Genomic DNA, 19,766 nt, shown 5'->3' with positions numbered 1-19,766 from the left:
TCAGCCCTGCGGTTCGCAGTGGCTGGCGGTGCACTCGATGTGCAGTACTTTGCGACCGGCGGGACACTGGCTGAAGAACGAACCGTGATCGCCGTCGATCTGCTCGACGCGGACCAGGCGGTCGCATTGCGCGACAGAGGCCACGTCCTGGGCGGCACGGAACATTGGCACGCTCACGCGCGGATCGAGGCTTGCCGGTCCACCCGCCTGCGGCGCGACATCGCTCGTGCCGGCATCGGAGCTGCCTGGTGTCGCCGCAGCCATCATCCCCGGTGCACCACCGACCACTGACATCGAGCCCATCGAAGACTGCACCTGGTTGAGCGTGAGCTCTTTCGGATAGTGACGCGCAGCGCTGTCGCTCAGGTCCACGATCATGCCGATCGCGCCGCCGAAGATGATGTTGCCCCAGAACATCCCTCGCAGGTGCGCTGAGTAGACTCCCGATGCCACTTCCTGGCCATTGCGCACGCAATGCACGTTCAGCGGCTCCGATGAGCGGTGGACCAGGGCATTGCCCGGTGCGGTCACGTTTACGCTGCCCTTGTCGTTGTGCACGTTGCAGGTGGAGCCGACGATGACAGCGCTACTGCCTGCCGGGGCCTGGATGGACACCTGCTGGTAACGGCCGCCGACGATGGTGGCGCACGCCGAAAGCCCGACAACTGAAGCGAGCACGATTCCCTTCACTACGATGCGATGCATATTTCCCCCTGGTTGGACCACGCGCGCGCAAGCGCGTGGCCCGGGGCCAAGGCTTGCTACGAATCCGGAAGCTTGATTCAGGCGTGCGGCATGTCCATGCGGCACGGGCGCGACGAGCCCCCCGACCATCGCGCTGGCGCATTCTTACAAAATAAATCTCCATCGCGCCAGCGTTTTTCCGACGGTCGGTCTTCTGGCCTACCCGCAATATATTGCGATCGATTGCCGCCGAGGCCACGGGCTTGGCATGATGGGTCCAGGGGCGATGCTCAGGATGGCGCGCGGCATCGTGACGTAACGGACAGCGTCGGCAAAAGGGGAATTCACTTGCAAGCAAAAATACCTGGGCTGGCCGGTCGCGGCCGGCAGCCGGCTGCATCCCGGCGCGAGAGGCTCGACCCATGAATGACGGTGTTTCTGTCTGGCTCACGCGCGACGGCGAGAAATTCGGGCCCTACGAACCGGGTCTGCTCCGCCAATGGGTGGCCGAGGGCAAGGTGGCGCGCGCTACCCTGGCATGGCGCACGGGCATGGCCGAGTGGTTGCCGCTGGACCAGGTGATCGACCTGGGGCCAGCCGCGGCGCCACCGCCTCCTCCTCCCTTCGGTGGGGATTTGCCGCCGATGTCGGCCCATTCGGGACGCAGTGGTTTCGATGACCTGGGGCGGCAATCTGCCACGGATCGTCGTCGTGCACTGCCATCGCCGCCGGCGATGCACTGGTTCGTCGTGGTGCTGCTTTGCGTCGTTACGCTCAATCTCTTCGGGTTGGTGTGGCAGTTTATCCAGGCCAACTGGGTGAAGAAGATCGATGCGTCCAGCAACGGCGCGACGTATCTCGTCGTGAGCATCGTGCTTTATGTGGTCGGTTTCTTCATCGTGGGCAGCGGAGGCCACGCGGCAGGCGGGAATGGTTCTGGAATGGCTCTTTTTGGCTTTCTGGTCATGCTTGCCAGCGTCATTGTCTACATCGTGGGCTACTTCGCCATGGCGGCATCGATGAAACGGGCATTGCCCAGTTATGGCGCATCGCCTGAAATCGGTGGCATCACGCTGTTCTTCTTCCCGATGTTCTACATGCAAAGCCAGCTCACCTGGGTGGAAGCCTTCAAGCACACCGGCTCGAGCTATCCGCGCGCCGCAAAGGGTCTGATCTGGTGCCTATGGCTGTGCTTTCCGTTACCGGCGATCCTGGCGGCCATCGCGATACCCGCATATCAGGACTACACCATTCGCTCCCAGGTGACTGAAGGCCTGTTGCTGTCCGATGGTGCGAAGGCCGCCGTGGCGGAGTACTACAACCGCAACGGCCGCATGCCCGCGGACAACACGGCCGCCGGCATTGCCGAAACCACCGACATCCACGGTCGTTATGTCTCGGGCATACAGGTGGTGCAAGGCCGCATCTTCATCCACTACGACCAGGCGGCTGCGAACATGCACCTGCGCGGCAGGTACTTGCAGCTGGCGCCCACAGCGTCCGGCGGCCAGATCACCTGGAAGTGCAACGCGGACAACACGGTGGAGGTCAAATACCTTCCGCTGTCCTGCCGGTCCTGACGGACGATGGTCCGCCGCCGGGCCTTTAAGCGCCCGGCGGCTTATGTCTTGGTCGTTACCGTGGCGATGGCATAGGTGATGAAGATGGCCACGAACACCATGCCGCAAATAGCCAGGGTGAACGTTACGTCAGCTACGCGTTCAACGCGAAGCATGCGTTGTCGCGTGCTTGCCCGCAGCGCGAAGTAGGACGAAAAGAAGGCGATCAGGAACAGCAGGGCATCGAAGGCGACGAAGTCGTCGGCCAGGGTGTCCACGTTGCGCAGCGTGATCACGATGCGCAACAGGCTGATCACCGTCAGGCACACGCCCACCATGCCGGCCGATGCGCTGAAGATGTGCCGGCAGAGGTCCGGGTCGAGGTCGGTCTTTTTCCAGCGCATCGCCTGCCCCCTGGTATCGCGCCATGGGCCGGAGCCGACCCGACTTTTTCAGCTACGGAAGAATGCCAGTAAATCGGCGTTGATCACGTCCGCGTGCGTGGTGCACATGCCATGCGGATAGCCCTTGTACACCTTCAGCGTAGCGTGCTTGAGGAGTTTCGCCGATAACAGCGCGGAGTCGGCGATGGGAACGATCTGGTCGTCGTCGCCGTGCAGCACAAGCACCGGCACGTCGATGTTTTTCAGGTCGTCGGTAAAATCCGTTTCCGAAAATGCCTTGATGCAGTCGTAGTGCGCCTTGGCGCCGCCGATCATGCCCTGGCGCCACCAGTTGCCCATGATGCCTTCCGATGGCTTCGCGCCATCGCGGTTGTAGCCGTAGAAGGGGAAGGGCACTTCCTTGTAGAACTGGGCGCGATTGGCGGCGAGCTGGGCACGGAAATCGTCGAACACCGCCAGCGGAAGGCCGCCGGGGTTGCTTTCGCTTTTGACCATCACCGGCGGGACCGCGCCGATCAGCGCCGCCTTGGCTACCCGTCCGGCGCCATGCTTCGCCACGTAGCGGGCAACCTCGCCACCACCGGTGGAGTGGCCTACGTGGATGGCATCGCGCAGGTCCAGATGTTTCACCAGGGCGGCGACGTCGGCCGCATAGGTGTCCATGTCGTTGCCGGTGTCTGTCTGCGTGGAGCGCCCGTGGCCGCGCCGGTCGTGGGCGATCACGCGGTAGCCCTGGTGCAGGAAAAACAGCATCTGCGCGTCCCAGTCGTCCGCGCAAAGCGGCCAGCCATGGTGGAAGACGATCGGCTGGCCCGTGCCCCAGTCCTTGTAGAAGATCTCGGTGCCGTCGGTGGTGGTGATGCTGCGCATGAGTGTGTCCCTCTTAAGGCGCCGCGGCATGCCCGCGGCAATGGCCCCCAGCACGCTACGACATCATGCTTTCACCATCGCGACAATTCGACCATCAGCCAGATAGGGCGCCCCGCTAGGCGTGGGCTGGGCCGGCAACCAGCACGTCGATCACGGCCTGCACGGAGGTTGGTCCCTTGCGCACCTGCGTAGCGGTACCTTCGAAGGCGATCCATTCCTCGTTGAAGCCGTCGATCATGCGTGCCCGCGGCGTGGGATAGCGCATGCCTTGCTCTGCAAAAGTGGCTTCCCAAGTGTCGCGCGGCACCACCGCGGGCTTCACTTCACGGCCTGTCGCACTGGCGAATGCCTGGGCCAGGTCGTTCGGCGAAACGCGCCGTGGCCCTTCCAGCTCGACGATGCGCACACCGTCCCACGTGTCGTGCAACAACTCGGCCGCGACCTGGGCAATATCACGCGTAGCGACCATGGGTACGGGTTTGTCCAGCGGCTGTAGGAAGCTGTGCAGCATGCCTTGATCGCGCGCGCTGGCTACATCCCACGCCGCATTTTCCATGAACCAGGCTGCACGCAGGAACGCCACCGGGACGGGCAGGTGCCTGAATGCGTGCTCCACCACGCCCAACTGACTCAACAGATTCGATTCTTGCGCCTGTGCCCCGATGGTGGACAGCAACACCACCTTCGGTGGCCGCGCGATGTCGATCGCGCGAACCAGGCTGGCGATGACGGGGTAGAGATCCGGAAATCCCGGTGACGGGTCGAAGTTGGGCGGAATCAGCACGAACACGCCTTCGGTACCGCTGAAGGCTTTCGCCAGGGCATCGGTGTCGGCAATGTCGGCCACGGCCAGTTCGCAGCCACGCGCGGCCCAGGGTTGGGCCTTGGCGGCGTTGCGCACGACGGCGCGTACGGCGGCGCCCCGATTGAGAAGCTGGTTGGCCAGGGCGCTGCCGACTTGGCCAGTAATACCGGTGATGGCGTACATGGGGAATGCCTTGCGTAGGAGAGTGGGCAACAGGTTACGATGGGTCCGTGGCGAACTGAAGATCATCAAGATCACGATATCCATGACAAAAAGTCACCAATATGCAAACCGATAACCGGCTGCTCAATGGCGCCAGCGTATTCCTGGCGGTGGTGGAAAGCGGCAGTTTTGCGCGCGCGGCAGTCGTGCTGGACATGACCTCGTCGGGCGTCAGCCGCGCGGTGGCGAGGCTCGAGCAGCGAGTGGGGGTGCGTCTGCTGCACCGGACCACGCGCGCGGTGCGCGCCACCGCCGAGGGCGAACGCTTTTATGAAGAGGTGGCCCCCCTGTTGGCCGGCATCCAGGCGGCTGCCGAACACGCTGGTGGCGCGTCCGGTCGGGTACGTGGCCATTTGCGGGTGCGCGCCGATGGGCTTTTCTCGCGCGTCGTGCTGGCGCCCCGGATCGGCGAACTACTGGCGTTGTATCCCGAACTCGACATTGAAGTGCAGACACACGAGGACGTCGGTGACCTGATCGCCGATGGCATCGACGTGGCCGTGCGATTCGGCGAGCCGGCGTCGTCGAACCTGGTGACGCGCCGGCTTCTTTCCACGCGCGTGCTTACCGTGGCCTCGCCGGCTTACCTTGAACGGCATGGATGTCCCAAGCGCCCGCAGGATCTGCTGCAGCATCGCTGCATCCAGTATCGCGACGCATCGTCGGGGCGTCCCTTCCCGTGGGAATTCCATCGCAAAGGCAAGGTGCTGCCCGTGGCCGTGCCGTTCTCGTTATTGTTTACCGATGTGGGCGCCAAGCTCGAGGCATGCCTGGCCGGTGTCGGGATTACCCAGGTGCTGGCGCTTGGCATGCAACCGCTGCTTGCCGAAGGCCGGCTGGTCGAACTTTTCCCGGACTGGCCCGGCGAAGTATTTCCGCTCCACGCGTTCTATCCTTCGCGAAGGCATCCGCCGGCGAAGGTGCGAGCCTTCATCGATTTCTGCCTTGCGCTGGTGGGGCAGGGCGACACCATCGATCTGCAGGGAGACTGACGGCAATGATTTCCAACCGGTTCCGTAGCTGCTGCATGCACCTTGGCTTGGCCGTACTGGGCGTGGCTATGTCCTGGGCAAGCCCGGCGCAGGATGCCGGCGATTTCAAGCCCGCGCCCACCAACGTGTATGGGTCGCAGTACCCCCGCGTATCCGCAGACTCACGCGTGCAATTCCAGCTGGTGGCGCCCGCGGCCCGTACCGTGCAGGTAGAGATGTGGGGCCATCCGAAAATGGATCTTGCCAAGGGGGCCGATGGCACCTGGACCTTGACCACGCCGCCCGTCGTGCCGGGATTCCACTATTACAACTTCTGGGTCGATGGCATGAAGGCCAACGACCTGGGCAGCCATGCGTTCTTCGGCGCGCTCTACGACGCCAGCGGCATCGAAGTGCCGGAGAAAGGCGTGGACTACTACCTGCCGCGGAACGTGCCGCACGGCCAGGTGCGCGAGCATTGGTATCGCTCGTCCGTCACGGGAGCGTGGCGACGTGCGATGGTCTACACGCCGCCTGGCTACGACACGAAAAATACGCGTTATCCGGTTCTGTATCTCCAGCACGGTGCGGGCGAGGACGAAACCGGCTGGAGCCGGCAGGGCCGGGCCAACTTCATCATGGACAACCTGATCGCCGAGGGCCGCGCGGTACCGATGATCCTGGTGATGGACAACGACTACGCCACGCGTGCCGGAAGCGTGGACGTCGACACGAACAAGCTCCCGAAGGATCCGGAAGCCCGCAATCGCTCTATCCATGAGCTGGCCGACACCTTCGGCGATGTCGTCACGCGCGACCTCATCCCTTCGATCGACAGCTCATTCCGCACGCTCACCGACCGCGACCACCGTGCGCTGGCCGGGTTGTCGATGGGCGGCATGCTGGCGGTGCCCCTGGCCCTTCGCCATCCTGATCGCTTCTCGTACCTGGGTATTTTCAGCAGCGCACCGATCGAGTTCTTCGGTGGCCAGCTTGATATCGATACGAAGAAGGACTTTTACGGGGCATTCGCCGACCCTGCCGCTTTCGCCAAGCGCTTTCACCTGTTGTGGCTGGGCATCGGCACTGAGGAAGAGCCGTTCATCCACGATCCGGCGCTGCATTTCCACGCGGCATTGGACAAGGCGGGTATTGCTCACCGCTTTTACCAGTCGCCTGGAACGGCCCACGAGTGGCTTACCTGGCGGCGCGACCTGCACGAGTTCGCGCCGCTGCTGTTCCGCGACAAGCGCTGAAAGCACTCATTGCTCCGACTTCGCCTCTTCTTCGATCACTGATTGCAGCGCGGCGTGTCGTGCCGAGTGGGGGTCCACTTCCGTGCGCGTGTGCGCGTCGATGGTTTGCCGCAGCAGGCCGCCGCCCTGTTCGGCCACTGCCGGCCACGCGGGCAGGCCCTTGCCGTTGGGATCGCCATGAATGATGAAATTGGCGAAATACGACTGCATCACGTGCGAGGTGGTGCGGTCGGCATCTGTCCATGCGTAGACCAGGTTGCCGTCGAGATTGCCCAGTGCGTATTCGATCTCGGCGCTGTGCACCGCACCCGCATCGGGGCGTTGACCAGGTACAGGCTTGCGCGTGGCCGGACGTGGTTGCGCGTAGTAGTAGAACCACACCGGCGCCTTGCCGTTGCGATGCTGCCATGCCATCCAGCGCCAGGTGGAATGGGCGATGTGGAGGTCCGTGGCCAGGTCCGTGCACGACTGCAGTGCCTGTGCATCGCTGTTGGCAGGATACTGGGCAAGGACCTTCCCGGCGCTCGCGCCGAAGCGTGACGTTACATACTGGCGATAGTTTTTCGCGCTTGGCGGAGAGTCGTTCAGCAGCTCCGCGCAGGCGCCTTCCTGCGAATTGGAGCCGAGCAGCAACGGCACGTCGGTCTGCTGGTGGGTCTGGAATGTTTTTTCGGGCGACTGGGTGAGGAATCGTCCGTCAATGATCGGACCGAAGTGGAAGTTCTTTTGTATGCGTGTGGCTTCGAGCAGTTCCTTGGCGGACATGGCGCGAAGTTCAGCGATGGAAGGCTTTCCAATGGCGGTTGCGAACAGTTCGGTCAGGGCTTCGCCTGCGGCACGGTCGGGGGGCGCGAGCGGTGCGAACATGGCACCGCTCTCGCCGATGGCCCTGGCGAACAAGCCGCGCGACAGCTTCGATGCCATGTGCCCGCTGACCGACATGGAGCCGGCCGATTCGCCGGCGATGGTGACCTGCGCAGGATCGCCGCCGAATGCGGCGATGTTGGCCTTGACCCATTGCAGCGCTGCCGTCTGGTCCAGCAGGCCGTAGTTGCCCGAGGCATGCTCGGGTGACTCGGCGGTGAGCGCGGGATGGGCCAGGAACCCGAACACGCCCAGACGGTAATTCACCGTAACGGTAACGATGCCCCGCGTGGCCATGCTGGCGCCGTCGTAGCGCTTCTCTGAGCCGTCGCCGGCGTTGAAGCCACCACCGTAGAAGTACACGAGTACAGGCAGCTTGCCGCCGGTGTGCGCGGCCGGCGCCCATACATTGAGGAACAGGCAGTCCTCGGCCATGCCTTTGGAGCGGAACATCATGTCGTCGTACAAGCCCAGCTGCATGCACTGCGCACCGAAGGCCTGGGCCTGGCGCACACCCTGCCAGGCAGGGGCAGGTTGCGGTGGCTTCCAGCGCAGTGCGCCCACAGGCGGGGCGGCGAAGGGAATGCCGAGGAATTCATCCAGCGCCACGCCCTCGACGGTGGCAGATTTGCCCGCCAGCTGGCCGCTGGCCGTGGCCGCCGTAGGGCTTGCAGCCCGGCTATCGGTAACGGTGACAGCCAGTACCAGGAACAGCCCGAGCGGAACCCATGCCTTCGCCATCGTCGTGCCTTGCGTTCGGGAGACCGACCAAGGGTAACCCCTGGCCGGCTCCTGTGGCAGGACATCGCTCACACCATGGTTGGCTCAATGCTCCACGATATCCGCGGGGGCTGCGTCGCCGGCCTCGACCGCATAGGGCCGCGCGTCGTGCACCAGGTGATCAAGGAAGCGACCGGATTGCTCCTGCATCACCATGTGCGCGGAATCTTCGAACCACACCAGTTCCTTCGCCGGCGCCTTGACCGTCTTGAACCAGTCCGCAGCGATATTCTCCGGCACCGTCTCGTCGTGCCGTCCCTCAAACAGGAATACCGGGCACTCGAACGTCATGCCATTGGCGAAGCGATAGTTCATGAGCAGCGGAAGCAGGTGGTCGAGCGAGAACTTGCTGCCCTTGCCGATGGCGCTGATGTCTTCGTCGTCGTACTCGGGCGCCAGCTGCCAGGCATCGGCGTCGTAGTTGAATCCATCGCGGCCGAAGGTCAGGCCGCCGTACGCGCTCGACCACTGGCGAACCACGCCGATCTCCTGCAGGGTGACGGGCCGCGAGGGGTTGGGGTAGGTACCCAGCGCCTTGAGCGCGTCGATGGCCTTCTGGTTTTGGTGCGACTTGGCCTGCTCCATGGCGAAGCGGTAGACCTCGGCCTCGTTCTTGGGCATGTCGATCATCTGGCCCACGCCGATATAGGCGTAGAGCAGTTCCGGATGCTGGTGCGCCAGGTTCAGGCCAAGAATGCTGCCCCAGGAATGGCCGATCACGAAGATCTTGCGCTTGCCGTAGGTCTTGCGCAGGTACTGCACCACGGCCGTGGCGTCGCTGGTCATTTGTTCGACCGTCATGCCGGCCTCGATGGCCTTTGGATCGTTGGCACGGTAGGTCTTGCCCGCGCCGCGCTGGTCCCACTGCACCACGGTGAAGAAATCTTCCCACGGTTGCTGGAAGGTATAGGACAGCGGCATGTCGGGCGATGCCGGTCCGCCATGGATGAACAGCAGGATCGGGTTGCGGGTATCGTTGCCGCGCACCGAGATCCACTGCTTGGTGCCGTTGACGTCGATCGTTTTCAGTTCCTGCACGCCGTGCGGACTCACCACCTTGTGCGACGCGGCGATGATGTCGCGGGCGGTCTGCTGGGTGAAGGGTGGGTCGGCCAGTGCGAGCGCGGGCAGGGCTGCCATGATCGCGATAAACACAAACGGCAGGGGACGAAGCAAACCAGGCATGGGGATAATTCCTTTGGAGTGGTAGGGCCACTGCAACCTGCATGCCATGGCGTATTTCGCCGCCCGCAGGCAAGGCTGGGCCGACCGCGGACATTGGGCGCTGTCCGCGGACGGCATGCCATCGGACTTCCGGCACGGTGTCGCATGCCGTCGACCGGGTATCGTTGGCCGCCTGCACGAGAAGATTCCTCCGGCACCTGCCACGCCATGCTTGCCTTGCTTGAACAACTTGAGCTTGATTCGACGCTGCTGGAAGACCATCGGTTTGCCGATCGCGTGGACATGATCGATCGGCTCGATGAACTATTGATGCCTGATTCGCCCGATGGCGAAAATAATCCCGAACGCCTGCATGTCCGGGCGCGCAGCCTGTTGGATGCGCTCGAAGATGCCAACGCGCGCGTCTGTGCCGATATTCGCAACGCGGTTATCCGTGGTGAAGGCGCAGCTTGCCTGCGCGCATGGTTTGACAAGCTTGGCGGTGCTGGCGCGCCCTCCGATAGCTACGACCATGCCGATGCGCTGGTGGCCGGCATGTTCGACTTCGCCAACGTCCACGACAGCGGTACGGCACCGGGCCAGGACATGGTGTTCTACCAGCCCACGCCGGTCCGGCACGTGGTGGCGATGATCGACAAACTGGCTTCGGGGCCGGGCGACACGCTGGTGGATCTTGGCTCGGGCCTGGGCCACGTGCCGATGCTGGTGAACATCCTTACCGGCATTCGCACCATCGGCATCGAGGTGCAGGCGCAGCTTATGGAGCGGGCGCGCGAAACGGCCCAGGCACTAAACCTGCACGGCGTATCGTTCGTGCACGGCGACGCCCGCGCGGCTGATCTTTCCGCAGGCACGGTGTTCTACCTCTACACACCCTTCAAGGGCGCGGTCATGGACGAGGCACTTGCCCGTCTGGCTGATGAAGCCAGGGACCGACCGCTGCGCATTGTCACCTTCGGCCCGTGCACATCGCGCGTCGGTGCAGAGCCATGGCTGGAGTCCAGGGATGGACCAGGCGAGAACGGCGTTTGCGTGTTCCACCGGCGCTAGCGCTTGGGTATGCGGCCACTTTTGTAGCACCATGGGGGATGCTCGCCTTCCTGCCTTCCCTGATCCTCGAACGGCTTGGCATGCGCCTGCCGATCATCCAGGCGCCGATGGCCGGCGTCTCCACGCCAGCCATGGCCGCGGCCGTGGCCGAAGCCGGTGGGCTCGGTTCGCTCGGCGTCGGTGCGATGACAGCCCGGACGGCCCGCGCTGCCATCGACGACTTCGTCCAACGATCCGGCCGTGCCCTCAACGTCAACCTGTTCGTCCACCAGCCGGCGCGCGAGCGGGCCGATGTGGAAGCGGCGTGGCTTAAGCACCTTGAACCTGAGTTCGCGCGTTTCGGTGGCAACCCGCCCGCACGGCTGGCCGAGATCTACCGCAGCTTCCAGGTGGATGACGACATGCTTGCCATGCTGCTGGAGACGAAGCCTGCCGTGGTGAGCTTTCATTTTGGTATTCCCGATGAGGGCAAGCTGAAGGCGCTGCACGAGGCCGGCATCGTGTTGATGGCCTCGGCCACCAGCCTTGCCGAGGCACGAAGCATTGCCGAGACGCCCATCGACGTGATCGTCGCGCAGGGTTACGAGGCCGGCGGCCATCGGGGCATGTTCGATCCCGATGCGGTGGACGACGAACTGGGGATGATGGCCCTGGTGCGCACGCTGGTGCGGCGTCTGGACAAACCCGTGGTTGCTTCAGGCGGCATCATGGACGGTGCGGGGATCAAGGCTGCATTGGAGCTCGGTGCGGTGGCCGCGCAACTGGGCACGGCCTTCGTCGCTTGCGATGAATCGCTGGCTGATGCCGCCTACCGGGAGAGCCTTCTGGGCGATGCCGCGCATCACACGGTGATGACGCGTGCCGTTTCCGGCCGGCCGGCACGCTGCCTGGCCAATCGGTTCACCGCGCTGGGCGCGGGTGTTCCGGACGCGGATATTCCCGACTATCCCAGGACATACGATGCGGGCAAGGCGCTGCATGCGTTGGCGCGCGCGGCCGGGGAGGGCGGATATGGCGCGCAATGGGCTGGGCAGGGTGCGCCCTTGGCCCGGGCCATGTCGACGGCTGCGTTGATGAGTGCGCTTGAGGTGGAGCTGGCCGCCGCTTAGGGGCGCCGCGGTTCCAACGTCAGCCAAGGATATCCGCGCCGGGCACGATAGGGTCCAATTGTGGATCGAAGCTGCGCCAGCGCCCGTCACCACCCTGGATGCAGATGCAGGCGGTAACGCCGGATTTCACTTCGCGAGCCTTTGCCGACTCGCGGGCAAAGGCAAGGGCAGCCTGGCGGGAGTCGAAGTTCCTGCGGCCGTCCGTGGATATGTCCACGTGCCAGTCGGCGGAATCCGCCGGTTCGAAGGGAATTTCGTAGATGACCATCGGTGCAACTATTTGCGATGTTGATACACCGTAATGCCTTGATGTGTTTGCTGGCGCCGGATCTGCGTGAGCATCGGCATCATGTGCATGAACATCGGTCATCACGTCCCTCCCCGGCGGGCATCATGGAGGGAGATTCACCCCGGTGCAATGTGCACCGCGTCATGGGTTTGTTCAGTCCACGACGCATCCGGTCCTAGAATTCACAAGCATGGAATCCGATCCCGGCCATCCCCGCTTCGCCTCGCGCGGACGCGCCTATGTTTACGTGCTGCCCTGCCGCGACGAAGACGTGCTGAAGGTGGGTTTCTCCCGGGATCCCTTCACGCGTTTCAACGACCTGCACCGTCGCTTCTTCGATTTCTTCGATCTTGACCGGGGCATGCTGGTGGCCGTGGACTACGTGAAGGAGGCACGCCGGATCGAGCGTGCCCTGATCGAGGAATTTAGCCCGGACCGTTGCGTGGCGCCCCTGGTGGTTCGCGAAGCCGCGGCGGGGAAAACCGAGTGGTATCGCGGGGTGTCTCCTGGTGTCCACGCGCTGGCGGCGCAATTGGCTGCCGAGGGTGGCCACGAGGTAGCGGCGCCGTTACGGCCCTGGTTGCTTGATCGCATCCGGCAGCGGGCGGACGCGCTCTATGACTGGTCCAGCCGCCTGCATGACATGGCCCGGGACGCCCGGGCACATGGGGCCGATGCCGCGGAGGTTGAGCGCGTGCTGGTGGACACCCTGGATATGTGTGACCGCATCGGGCTTGCGGTGGACGCCCATGTCAGCGCCGAGGTGGCGCGCTGGTACCGGTTTGGCGGCGGGTGATCAGCCGCCGCGGCTACCGGGTTTGAGCTCGTCGCGGATGCGGCCGCGCAGATGGGGCAGGCGGGCCGGGTCGGCCACTTGCACCAGGGCGGAGCGCAATACCTGCAGGTCCTGGCGGAATCCCAGTTGCTCGGCCAGCTTCGTCAATTCGTGCAGCGTTTTTCCCTTGTGCGGGAGATGCGCGGCAGCGTGCGGCCCGACCTTCTTGTGCAGCTTGCGCAGGGTTTCCAGTTGCAGGCGCTGGCGACGTACGCGGCGGCGCCAGCGATGCAGGCTGGCGGCCGTGGGCCTTGCGGCATGTTCTTCGGCCAGCTCATCGACCTTGCTGGTTGTCTTCTCCCAGGCCTTGCGCAAGGTTTTCGCGCGCAATTGCGACCATGGCAGCGCCGAGATGGCCTGGCGGGCCGCGCGCAACTGATGGCAGCGTCGCTTGAACCCCGGGTCCTTGGCCAGCGCATCGTCCAGCAGGGTGTCGCGCCGGCGCCGTAGTGCATCGGCCACGGCAAGCCATTCATCGTGCCCGTCGGTGGCGAGTTTCTCCGCCGTGCCGATCACGGCCTGGGCATCGCGCAGCGAGGAAAGGCTCGATGCCAGGCGCTGCAGGTCGCGGTCGACGGGCAGCAGCGCGTCGCCGAAGGCCTTGCGGCAAAGGATCAAGGTGGCACGGAGGCGGCGGATTGCCTTGCGCGCCTGGTGCACGCCGTCGTGCCGGTCTTCCACGTTGCCCAGCGCGCGCATCGCCGCCCGGCATTGCGCATCGGCAATGGCCGCCAGTGCCTGGGCTACTGGTGTCACGTCGTGATCGGACATCCACCCAGTCTATCAACTCGCCTGCGGGTTCAATCAATATCCAGCGCGATGGGCGCCGTGTCATGAACAGGTAACGCCACAGAATTGCAACTGTGCCCAAAATACCACACGATGCTCGCACGTCTACTGGAGTCAAGCCATGCGCCGCCTGCTATTGCTCGCCCTCGGCCTTGCCGCCACTTCGCTGCAGGCGACCCAGTACAGCGCGCTGCCCGACGAAACGCCGGCGCACTTCGTTGCCCCCACCCAGGGCATGGATTTTGAAAAGCGCGACGTGATGATCCCCATGCGCGACGGCGCGAAACTGCATACGGTGATCCTGGTGCCCAAGGGCGCCAAACGCGCGGCGATGCTACTAACGCGCACGCCTTACAGCGCATCGGCCATGGCCAGCCGCGCGGTGAGCGGCAGCCTGGAGATGGTGCTGGCCGGCTACGACAACGCTGCCGACATCATCGTGCAGGACGGCTACATCCGCGTGCTGCAGGACATCCGCGGCAAATATGCCTCGGAAGGGGATTTCGTCATGAACCGGCCGCTGCGCGGGCCGCAAAATCCCACGCCGGTGGATGAGTCCACCGATACCTACGACACCATCGACTGGTTGGTGAAGAACGTCCCCGAATCCAACGGCAAGGTCGGCACGCTGGGCATTTCCTACGATGGCTTCGAGCCACTGATGGCGCTGGTGAACCCGCACCCGGCGCTGAAGGTGTCGGTGCCGATGAACCCGATGGTGGACGGCTGGCGCGGGGACGATTGGTTCCACAACGGCGCCTTCCGCCAGACCATGCTGGCCTACATCCTGGATCACCAGTCGGTGCGCGGCGAGGGCGAAGGTTGGTTCACCAACGACTTCGACGACTACGCCTCCTACCTGTCTGGAGGTTCGGCCGGCGATATCGCCCGCGCCCACGGCATGGACCAGTTGGGCTTCTGGCGGAAGATCGTGGCCCATCCCGCCTACGACGCGTTCTGGCAGGACCAGGCCCTGGACAAGCTGCTGGCCAAGGAGCCGTTGAAGGTGCCCACGATGTTGGTGCACTCGCTATGGGACCAGGAAGACATCTACGGTGCGATGGCCGTGTACCGGGCGATCAAACCCAAGGACACAGGCAACGACATGGTGTTCCTGGTGATCGGGCCCTGGCATCACGGCCAGGAAATCGGCGAAGCCAGTAGCCTTGGCGCCGTGAAATTCGGCAGCGACACCGGGTTGTCCTTCCGCCAGGACGTGCTGCGGCCGTTCCTTGCGCGCTATCTCAAGGACGATGCACCGAACGTATCGATCGCGCCGGTCACCGCCTACCAGACCGGCAGCAACCGTTGGCAGAAACTTCCATCCTGGCCCGGTTGCGAGGGCGCTTGCGAACGTCCGTTGTACCTGGGCGCCGGCTCATCGCTTTCCTTCGCCAAGCCAAAGGAAAAGGGCGGCGACCAGTATGTTTCCGATCCTGCCAAGCCCGTGCCGTTCGTGCCGCGCCCGGTACATGCCTCGGGCGATCCCTGGCGGCATTGGCTCACCACCGACCAGCGGATGTTCTCCGACCGTACCGACGTGCTTACCTTCACCACCGACATGCTCGATGCGCCGGTGGCGATCGCGGGCTCGCCCGTGGCGCATCTGGTGGCGTCGACCTCCGGTACCGACAGCGACTGGGTGGTCAAGCTGATCGATGTCTATCCCGGCCAGGTGGCAGCGCAGCCGGAGATGGGCGGCTTCCAGTTGATGGTGGCAGGGGACATCTTCCGCGGGCGCTACCGGCAAGGGCTGGACAAGCCAAAGCCGATCCCGGCCAACACGCCGCAGGAATATACCTTCGCGCTGCCCACGTCCAACCACGTATTCCTGCCCGGGCACCGCATCATGGTGCAGGTGCAGTCCAGCTGGTTCCCGCTTTACGATCGCAACCCACAAACGTACGTCGATAATATTTTCAATGCCAAGCCGGCTGACTATCGCCGTGCCACGCAGACGGTATGGCACGGGCCGGGCGCTGAAAGCCGCATCGACCTGCCGGTGGTTTCCATGGGAACGAATGCCGGTAAATAACCGGGGCTTCAGGCCATGCCGATGCGCGGATCGCTTACGCCAGGGCGGCCACTCTCCACTCGACCGGCCGCGCGCCAAAGCACGCTGCGGTCGTCGCTTACCGACACATCGTGCCAGCCGTGCGATGGCATGAGGTCCCAGGTGAGCGTCTGCGTCGCGCCATCGGCCAGGTCGATCTTCCTTCCTTCGTCCAGATAGGCTTCGCGGACATTGAACGTTGCGGCGGCATCGGCGGCGCCAGGTGTGATCGATATCGATAGCCTCATGCCGTCGACCGTTGAGCTTATGGAAGGCCCATTGTCGTCGCCGCGAAATTCCCGCAGGAAGCCATTGGGCCCATGCACAATAAGCGCATGCTGCGGACCATCGAAGTAGTCGGTGAATCGATCGCCGGCCGCCAATGCATAGCGGCGAGGTGCATCACCCGCGCGGGTATGGTCGTAGACGTAGAACGCGACACCTGCATCGCCGGTGTTGCTGAAGTCCAAAAGCACACGATCGCCGTCGCGTCGCATCTGCACGTCGAAGGCATAGGGCAGCGCGCGTGAGGGGCGCGTGCCCTTGGGTTGTCCTGGCAGGCCGCCGTCGCGCACCACCACCGGCTCCTTCGACGTGACCAAGGCCTTGGGCCTGCCCAGACGAGGTGCCGGCGCTGGTGTGGCGGCGAAATCGAACGCAGCGGTCAGGTCGCCGCAGACCGACCTGCGCCATGGGCTGATGTTGGGTTCGGCCACGCCGAAGCGCTTTTCAAGGAAACGCAGCACCGACGTGTGATCGAATACCTGCGAGCAGACCCAGCCACCGGACGTCCACGGCGAGGCGATGATCATCGGCACCCGCGTGCCCAGACCTACTGGCTGTTCGCCGCCCGGATCGGCTTCCGGGATCAACGGATTCTTTGCCTTGGGAAAACGGTCAAGGTCCAGGAACTCATCGTCGAGGCCTTCGAGCAGCGATGCAGACAGCAGGCCATGGGCGCCTTGCTGGCTCGATCGCGGCGGCATCGGCGGCACGATGTGGTCGAACAGGCCGTCGTTTTCGTCGTAATTGACGATGAACACGGTGCCGGCCCACACATCCGGATTGGCCGTGAGCGCCTCGAGCACGCGATCGATGTAGAGGGCGCCGTCGCTCGGGCTGGCGTCGGGATGCTCGCTGTACTTGAACGGTGCCACCACATACGACACCGCCGGCAGGCGATCAGCCAGCACATCGGCACGGAACTGGCGCAGGCTGCGATTGGTCACGCCCTTGCGCACCAGCGCACCGTTCGGATCGGCGCCCTCGGCCACCTGGAAGGCGGCAAAGAATTCCAGCGAGTTATCGGTGAAGTTGTCGGTGGGATCGCCAGGATCGCCCGTGCCGCCCTGGTAGAGCTGCCAGCTCACACCCGCGCGCTCGAGGCGCTCTGGGTAGGTGGTCCAGCCGTAGCCGTTCTTCTTCGGCCGCTCCTCGATGCCCGGGCCATTGCCGCGTGGCCCTAGGCGATTGCGCGGATCGGCGGTGCCGGAGAACAGGTACATGCGGTTGATCGCGGTATCGGACATCGCCGAGGCGAAGTTGGCGTCACAGATGGTGAAGGCATGGGCCAGCGCATGGTGGTAGGCCACTTCGTCCGGGCGCAGGTAGCCCATGGTCAGCGGGTCCTGCTTCTGCGTCACCCAGCTGTCGTAGCGTCCCTGGTTCCAGGCCAGGTGACCGCTGCTCCAGCCATGGTCGGTGCCGGGCAGATGCTCGCCATGGCGACGCGGATCCATCGGGAACGGCCACACGTGGGTGGTGTCGGGTGCCATGCCGCGCGGCTTGTAGAGTTTGCTGCGGATGCTCGCCGCCGGCTGGCGCCACACCGGGCTGCCGTCGGGAAACAGCAGCGGGCGCGGATCGCCGAAGCCACGTACGCCGCGCATCAATCCAAAGTAGTGATCGAAAGAGCGGTTCTCCTGCATCAGGATCACCACGTGGCGTACATCGGAGATGCTGCCGGTGCTGCGCCGGGCGGGGATGGCCAGGGCCCGTGCGATGGCCGGCGGCAGCATGGCCGCTGCCGCGGCTGCGGCCGACGCCGATAGGAACCGGCGGCGGCCGTGATCGGTCACGCGAGTTTTTCCAGTATCTGGCGGTGCAGCTCCGGGGTGGCAGCAGCCACTACGCGGCCGCTGCCCTCCATGCCCAGCGGCTCGCCGTGCCAGCCGGTGATCACGCCGCCGGCACCCTCGATCACGGGCGCCAGCGAAAGGTAGTCATAGGGTTGCAACTGCGCTTCGACCACGGCATCGAGGTGGCCTGAGGCCAGCATCGCGTAACTGTAGCAATCGCCGCCAAAACGGCGGGTCTGCGCCGCGGCGGTAACGCGCTCGAAGGCTGCGCGCTCGTCGGGCGTAAATATGTCCGGCGACGTGCAATACACGGTGGCATCGGCCAACGTGCGGCAGTCGCGCGTTTGCACGGGCCGGCCGTTGTAGAGCGTGGCCTGGCCGGGTGCACCGGTCCAGCGCTCGTCCAGGAAGGGAATGTCCACCAACCCCAGCACCGGCTTGCCATGGTGGAGCAGGGCAATCAGCGTTCCCCATAGCGGCCAGCCGGAAATGAAGCTGCGTGTGCCGTCGATCGGATCCACCACCCAGACATGCTCGGCGTCCAGATGGGCGCGGCCGTGTTCCTCGCCCAGGATGCCGTGGTCGGGGAAGGCGGTGGCGATCTCGCGCCGGATCATGGCTTCGATGCTGCGATCGATGGCCGTCACTGGGCTGTCGTCGGCTTTATGCTGTACGTGCAGGTCGCGCCGGAAGGCGGAGAGCGAGATCTCGCGGGCTAGATCGGCCAGGTGGCCGGCGAAGGCGGCCATGCCAGGCGCCGTCACGGCATCCGGGGCGGCGCCTCGGCGAAGGTTTGACATCGATGGGTGCTCCGGGGGCTTTTTTCCTTGCCAGCAGTCATGATGACATCCGGGCGGGCGGTTTGCCAGATCTTCGCCCAATTTTGGCAATAGTCCACAAATTGCCACATTGGCGTGTTACAAATCCACTACGGCCACGGCGGCCGTCCTGGGCAGGTCTTCGATGGGCATCCGCGGCACGATCACTGGGATTTTCTTCCTTTGCCTGCTGGCCCCGGCCACGCTACGCGCCCAGACGCTCACCGTCTACTCAGCCTTGGAGGAAGACGAGATAGCCGCCTATCTGGAAGGCGCGCACAAGGCGCTGCCCGACCTCACCATCAACGTCATGCGCCTGTCCACGGGCGACCTCGCTGCGCGCTTGTTGGCCGAGTCCGCGGCCCCGCGCAACGACGTGGTATGGGGCCAGGCCGTGTCGAGCCTGCTCGATCCCCGCCTGGCAGGGTTGTTGGCTCCCCTTTCATCGCCCCGCATCGATGCGATGCCGGCGCGATACCGCGATGCCACCTGGTATGCGCCGACGGGTTACGTCACCGCGTTCTGCGTCAACACCGAGGCATTGGCGTCGCGCCATCTGCCGATGCCCAGGACTTGGCAGGACCTGGCAAAGCCGGTCTACCGCGGCGAAGTAGTGATGCCCGATGCGGCGTCCTCGGGGGTGGGTTTCATGCAGGTGTCGGCGATCACCCAGCTGATGGGCGAACGCGGCTGGGCGCTGCTGGGAAAGATCGGTGAGAACGTGGCGCAGTACACGCCGTCGGGCTCGAGTCCCTGCAAGCTTGCCCGCACCGGGGAATATGCCATCGGCGTGTCGCTGGCGTTCGTGGCGCTGCAGTCGATCGATGCCGGATACCCGGTGACCATGGTGGTGCCATCGGATAATGTTGGCTATGAACTGGAAGGCTCCGCGATCATGAAGGCGTCGAAGAATAAAGCCGCGGCCACGCGCTTCCTCGACTACCTTGCCTCGCCCGATGCCGCGCGCATCTATGCCCGCTTCAAGACCATCGTGACGGTACCGGGCAGCAAGCCCGATGCGCGCCAGGTGCAGATGGGTCTTCCCCCCGACCTCGATGCGCGACTGGCGCCAGTGGACTTCCGCATGGCCGCGCGCGAGCGTTCGGCCATCATCGCGCGCTTCAAGACACTGGAGGATCACTGAG

Annotated in this window: 18 protein-coding genes; 8 read left to right on the top strand and 10 right to left on the bottom strand. The window is 64.5% G+C overall.

Annotation, left to right across the window (positions count from 1 at the left end):
* Complete coding sequence (locus NDK18_RS11745; RefSeq protein WP_250627884.1) at positions 1-705, bottom strand: hypothetical protein; 705 nt, start codon at positions 703-705, stop codon at positions 1-3.
* A 401-nt stretch (positions 706-1,106) separates the two neighbouring features.
* Between NDK18_RS11745 and NDK18_RS19345 the strand changes: the two genes are divergently transcribed.
* Positions 1,107-2,264, top strand: coding sequence for a pilin (locus NDK18_RS19345; RefSeq protein ID WP_284692131.1), 1,158 nt, complete (start codon positions 1,107-1,109; stop codon positions 2,262-2,264).
* A gap of 41 nt (positions 2,265-2,305) precedes the next feature.
* Here the strand turns inward: NDK18_RS19345 and NDK18_RS11730 are convergent, their stop codons facing one another.
* The 3 genes from NDK18_RS11730 to NDK18_RS11720 form a co-directional block, all read right to left on the bottom strand.
* Complete coding sequence (locus tag NDK18_RS11730) at positions 2,306-2,647, bottom strand: hypothetical protein (RefSeq protein WP_250627883.1); 342 nt, start codon at positions 2,645-2,647, stop codon at positions 2,306-2,308.
* Between the two features lie 48 nt (positions 2,648-2,695).
* Positions 2,696-3,517 (bottom strand): alpha/beta fold hydrolase, encoded by an 822-nt coding sequence (locus NDK18_RS11725; protein ID WP_250627882.1) that lies wholly within the window; start codon positions 3,515-3,517, stop codon positions 2,696-2,698.
* 115 nt (positions 3,518-3,632) lie between these two features.
* The gene (locus tag NDK18_RS11720; RefSeq protein WP_250627881.1) at positions 3,633-4,589 is read right to left on the bottom strand and encodes an NmrA family NAD(P)-binding protein; all 957 of its coding nucleotides are present in this window, start codon (positions 4,587-4,589) and stop codon (positions 3,633-3,635) included.
* 17 nt (positions 4,590-4,606) lie between these two features.
* Between NDK18_RS11720 and NDK18_RS11715 the strand changes: the two genes are divergently transcribed.
* Both NDK18_RS11715 and NDK18_RS11710 read left to right on the top strand, forming a co-directional pair.
* Positions 4,607-5,536 carry a LysR family transcriptional regulator gene (locus NDK18_RS11715; protein ID WP_250627880.1) on the top strand — a complete coding sequence of 310 codons (930 nt, stop codon included), beginning with the start codon at positions 4,607-4,609 and terminating at the stop codon, positions 5,534-5,536.
* 35 nt (positions 5,537-5,571) lie between these two features.
* Positions 5,572-6,771, top strand: a complete 1,200-nt coding sequence (locus tag NDK18_RS11710) for an alpha/beta hydrolase-fold protein (protein ID WP_250627879.1) — start codon at positions 5,572-5,574, stop codon at positions 6,769-6,771.
* A 6-nt stretch (positions 6,772-6,777) separates the two neighbouring features.
* Here the strand turns inward: NDK18_RS11710 and NDK18_RS11705 are convergent, their stop codons facing one another.
* Both NDK18_RS11705 and NDK18_RS11700 read right to left on the bottom strand, forming a co-directional pair.
* Complete coding sequence (locus NDK18_RS11705; RefSeq protein ID WP_250627878.1) at positions 6,778-8,376, bottom strand: carboxylesterase/lipase family protein; 1,599 nt, start codon at positions 8,374-8,376, stop codon at positions 6,778-6,780.
* A gap of 84 nt (positions 8,377-8,460) precedes the next feature.
* Complete coding sequence (locus tag NDK18_RS11700; RefSeq protein WP_250627877.1) at positions 8,461-9,600, bottom strand: alpha/beta fold hydrolase; 1,140 nt, start codon at positions 9,598-9,600, stop codon at positions 8,461-8,463.
* 207 nt (positions 9,601-9,807) lie between these two features.
* On the opposite strand from NDK18_RS11700, the gene NDK18_RS11695 reads away from it, so the two are divergent.
* Together NDK18_RS11695 and NDK18_RS11690 are read left to right on the top strand one after the other, a co-directional pair.
* On the top strand, positions 9,808-10,650 hold the full coding sequence (locus NDK18_RS11695; RefSeq protein WP_250627876.1) for a methyltransferase: 843 nt from the start codon (positions 9,808-9,810) through the stop codon (positions 10,648-10,650).
* A 38-nt stretch (positions 10,651-10,688) separates the two neighbouring features.
* Entirely contained in the window at positions 10,689-11,759 is a 1,071-nt protein-coding gene (locus tag NDK18_RS11690; protein WP_250627875.1) for an NAD(P)H-dependent flavin oxidoreductase, read from the top strand.
* A gap of 19 nt (positions 11,760-11,778) precedes the next feature.
* Here NDK18_RS11690 and NDK18_RS11685 read toward each other — a convergent pair whose 3' ends face one another.
* A complete protein-coding gene (locus NDK18_RS11685) occupies positions 11,779-12,027 on the bottom strand; it encodes a DUF2188 domain-containing protein (RefSeq protein WP_250627874.1) in 249 nt (82 codons plus the stop codon).
* A 211-nt stretch (positions 12,028-12,238) separates the two neighbouring features.
* On the opposite strand from NDK18_RS11685, the gene NDK18_RS11680 reads away from it, so the two are divergent.
* Positions 12,239-12,844, top strand: coding sequence for a GIY-YIG nuclease family protein (locus tag NDK18_RS11680; RefSeq protein WP_250627873.1), 606 nt, complete (start codon positions 12,239-12,241; stop codon positions 12,842-12,844).
* Here NDK18_RS11680 and NDK18_RS11675 read toward each other — a convergent pair whose 3' ends face one another.
* Positions 12,845-13,654: a CHAD domain-containing protein gene (locus NDK18_RS11675; RefSeq protein ID WP_250623706.1), complete on the bottom strand. Its 810-nt coding sequence runs from the start codon at positions 13,652-13,654 to the stop codon at positions 12,845-12,847. It abuts the gene before it with no gap.
* 139 nt (positions 13,655-13,793) lie between these two features.
* On the opposite strand from NDK18_RS11675, the gene NDK18_RS11670 reads away from it, so the two are divergent.
* The gene (locus NDK18_RS11670) at positions 13,794-15,707 is read left to right on the top strand and encodes a CocE/NonD family hydrolase (protein ID WP_250627872.1); all 1,914 of its coding nucleotides are present in this window, start codon (positions 13,794-13,796) and stop codon (positions 15,705-15,707) included.
* Positions 15,708-15,715: 8 nt separating this feature from the next.
* On the opposite strand, the gene NDK18_RS11665 is transcribed toward NDK18_RS11670, so the two are convergent.
* The gene (locus tag NDK18_RS11665) at positions 15,716-17,803 is read right to left on the bottom strand and encodes a phosphocholine-specific phospholipase C (RefSeq protein WP_250627871.1); all 2,088 of its coding nucleotides are present in this window, start codon (positions 17,801-17,803) and stop codon (positions 15,716-15,718) included.
* Positions 17,800-18,603 (bottom strand): histidinol-phosphatase, encoded by an 804-nt coding sequence (hisN, locus tag NDK18_RS11660; RefSeq protein ID WP_250623703.1) that lies wholly within the window; start codon positions 18,601-18,603, stop codon positions 17,800-17,802. Before hisN ends, NDK18_RS11665 begins: the two co-directional genes overlap by 4 nt.
* 163 nt (positions 18,604-18,766) lie before the next feature.
* On the opposite strand from hisN, the gene NDK18_RS11655 reads away from it, so the two are divergent.
* The gene (locus NDK18_RS11655; protein WP_250627870.1) at positions 18,767-19,765 is read left to right on the top strand and encodes an ABC transporter substrate-binding protein; all 999 of its coding nucleotides are present in this window, start codon (positions 18,767-18,769) and stop codon (positions 19,763-19,765) included.
* Position 19,766: the final 1 nt, after the last annotated feature.

Source organism: Pinirhizobacter soli (genome assembly GCF_015905305.1).
In the GTDB taxonomy this organism is placed as follows: domain Bacteria; phylum Pseudomonadota; class Gammaproteobacteria; order Xanthomonadales; family Rhodanobacteraceae; genus Pinirhizobacter; species Pinirhizobacter soli.
Note: the sequence above shows the minus strand (reverse complement) of the source record. Positions and strands in the feature narration are given on the sequence as shown.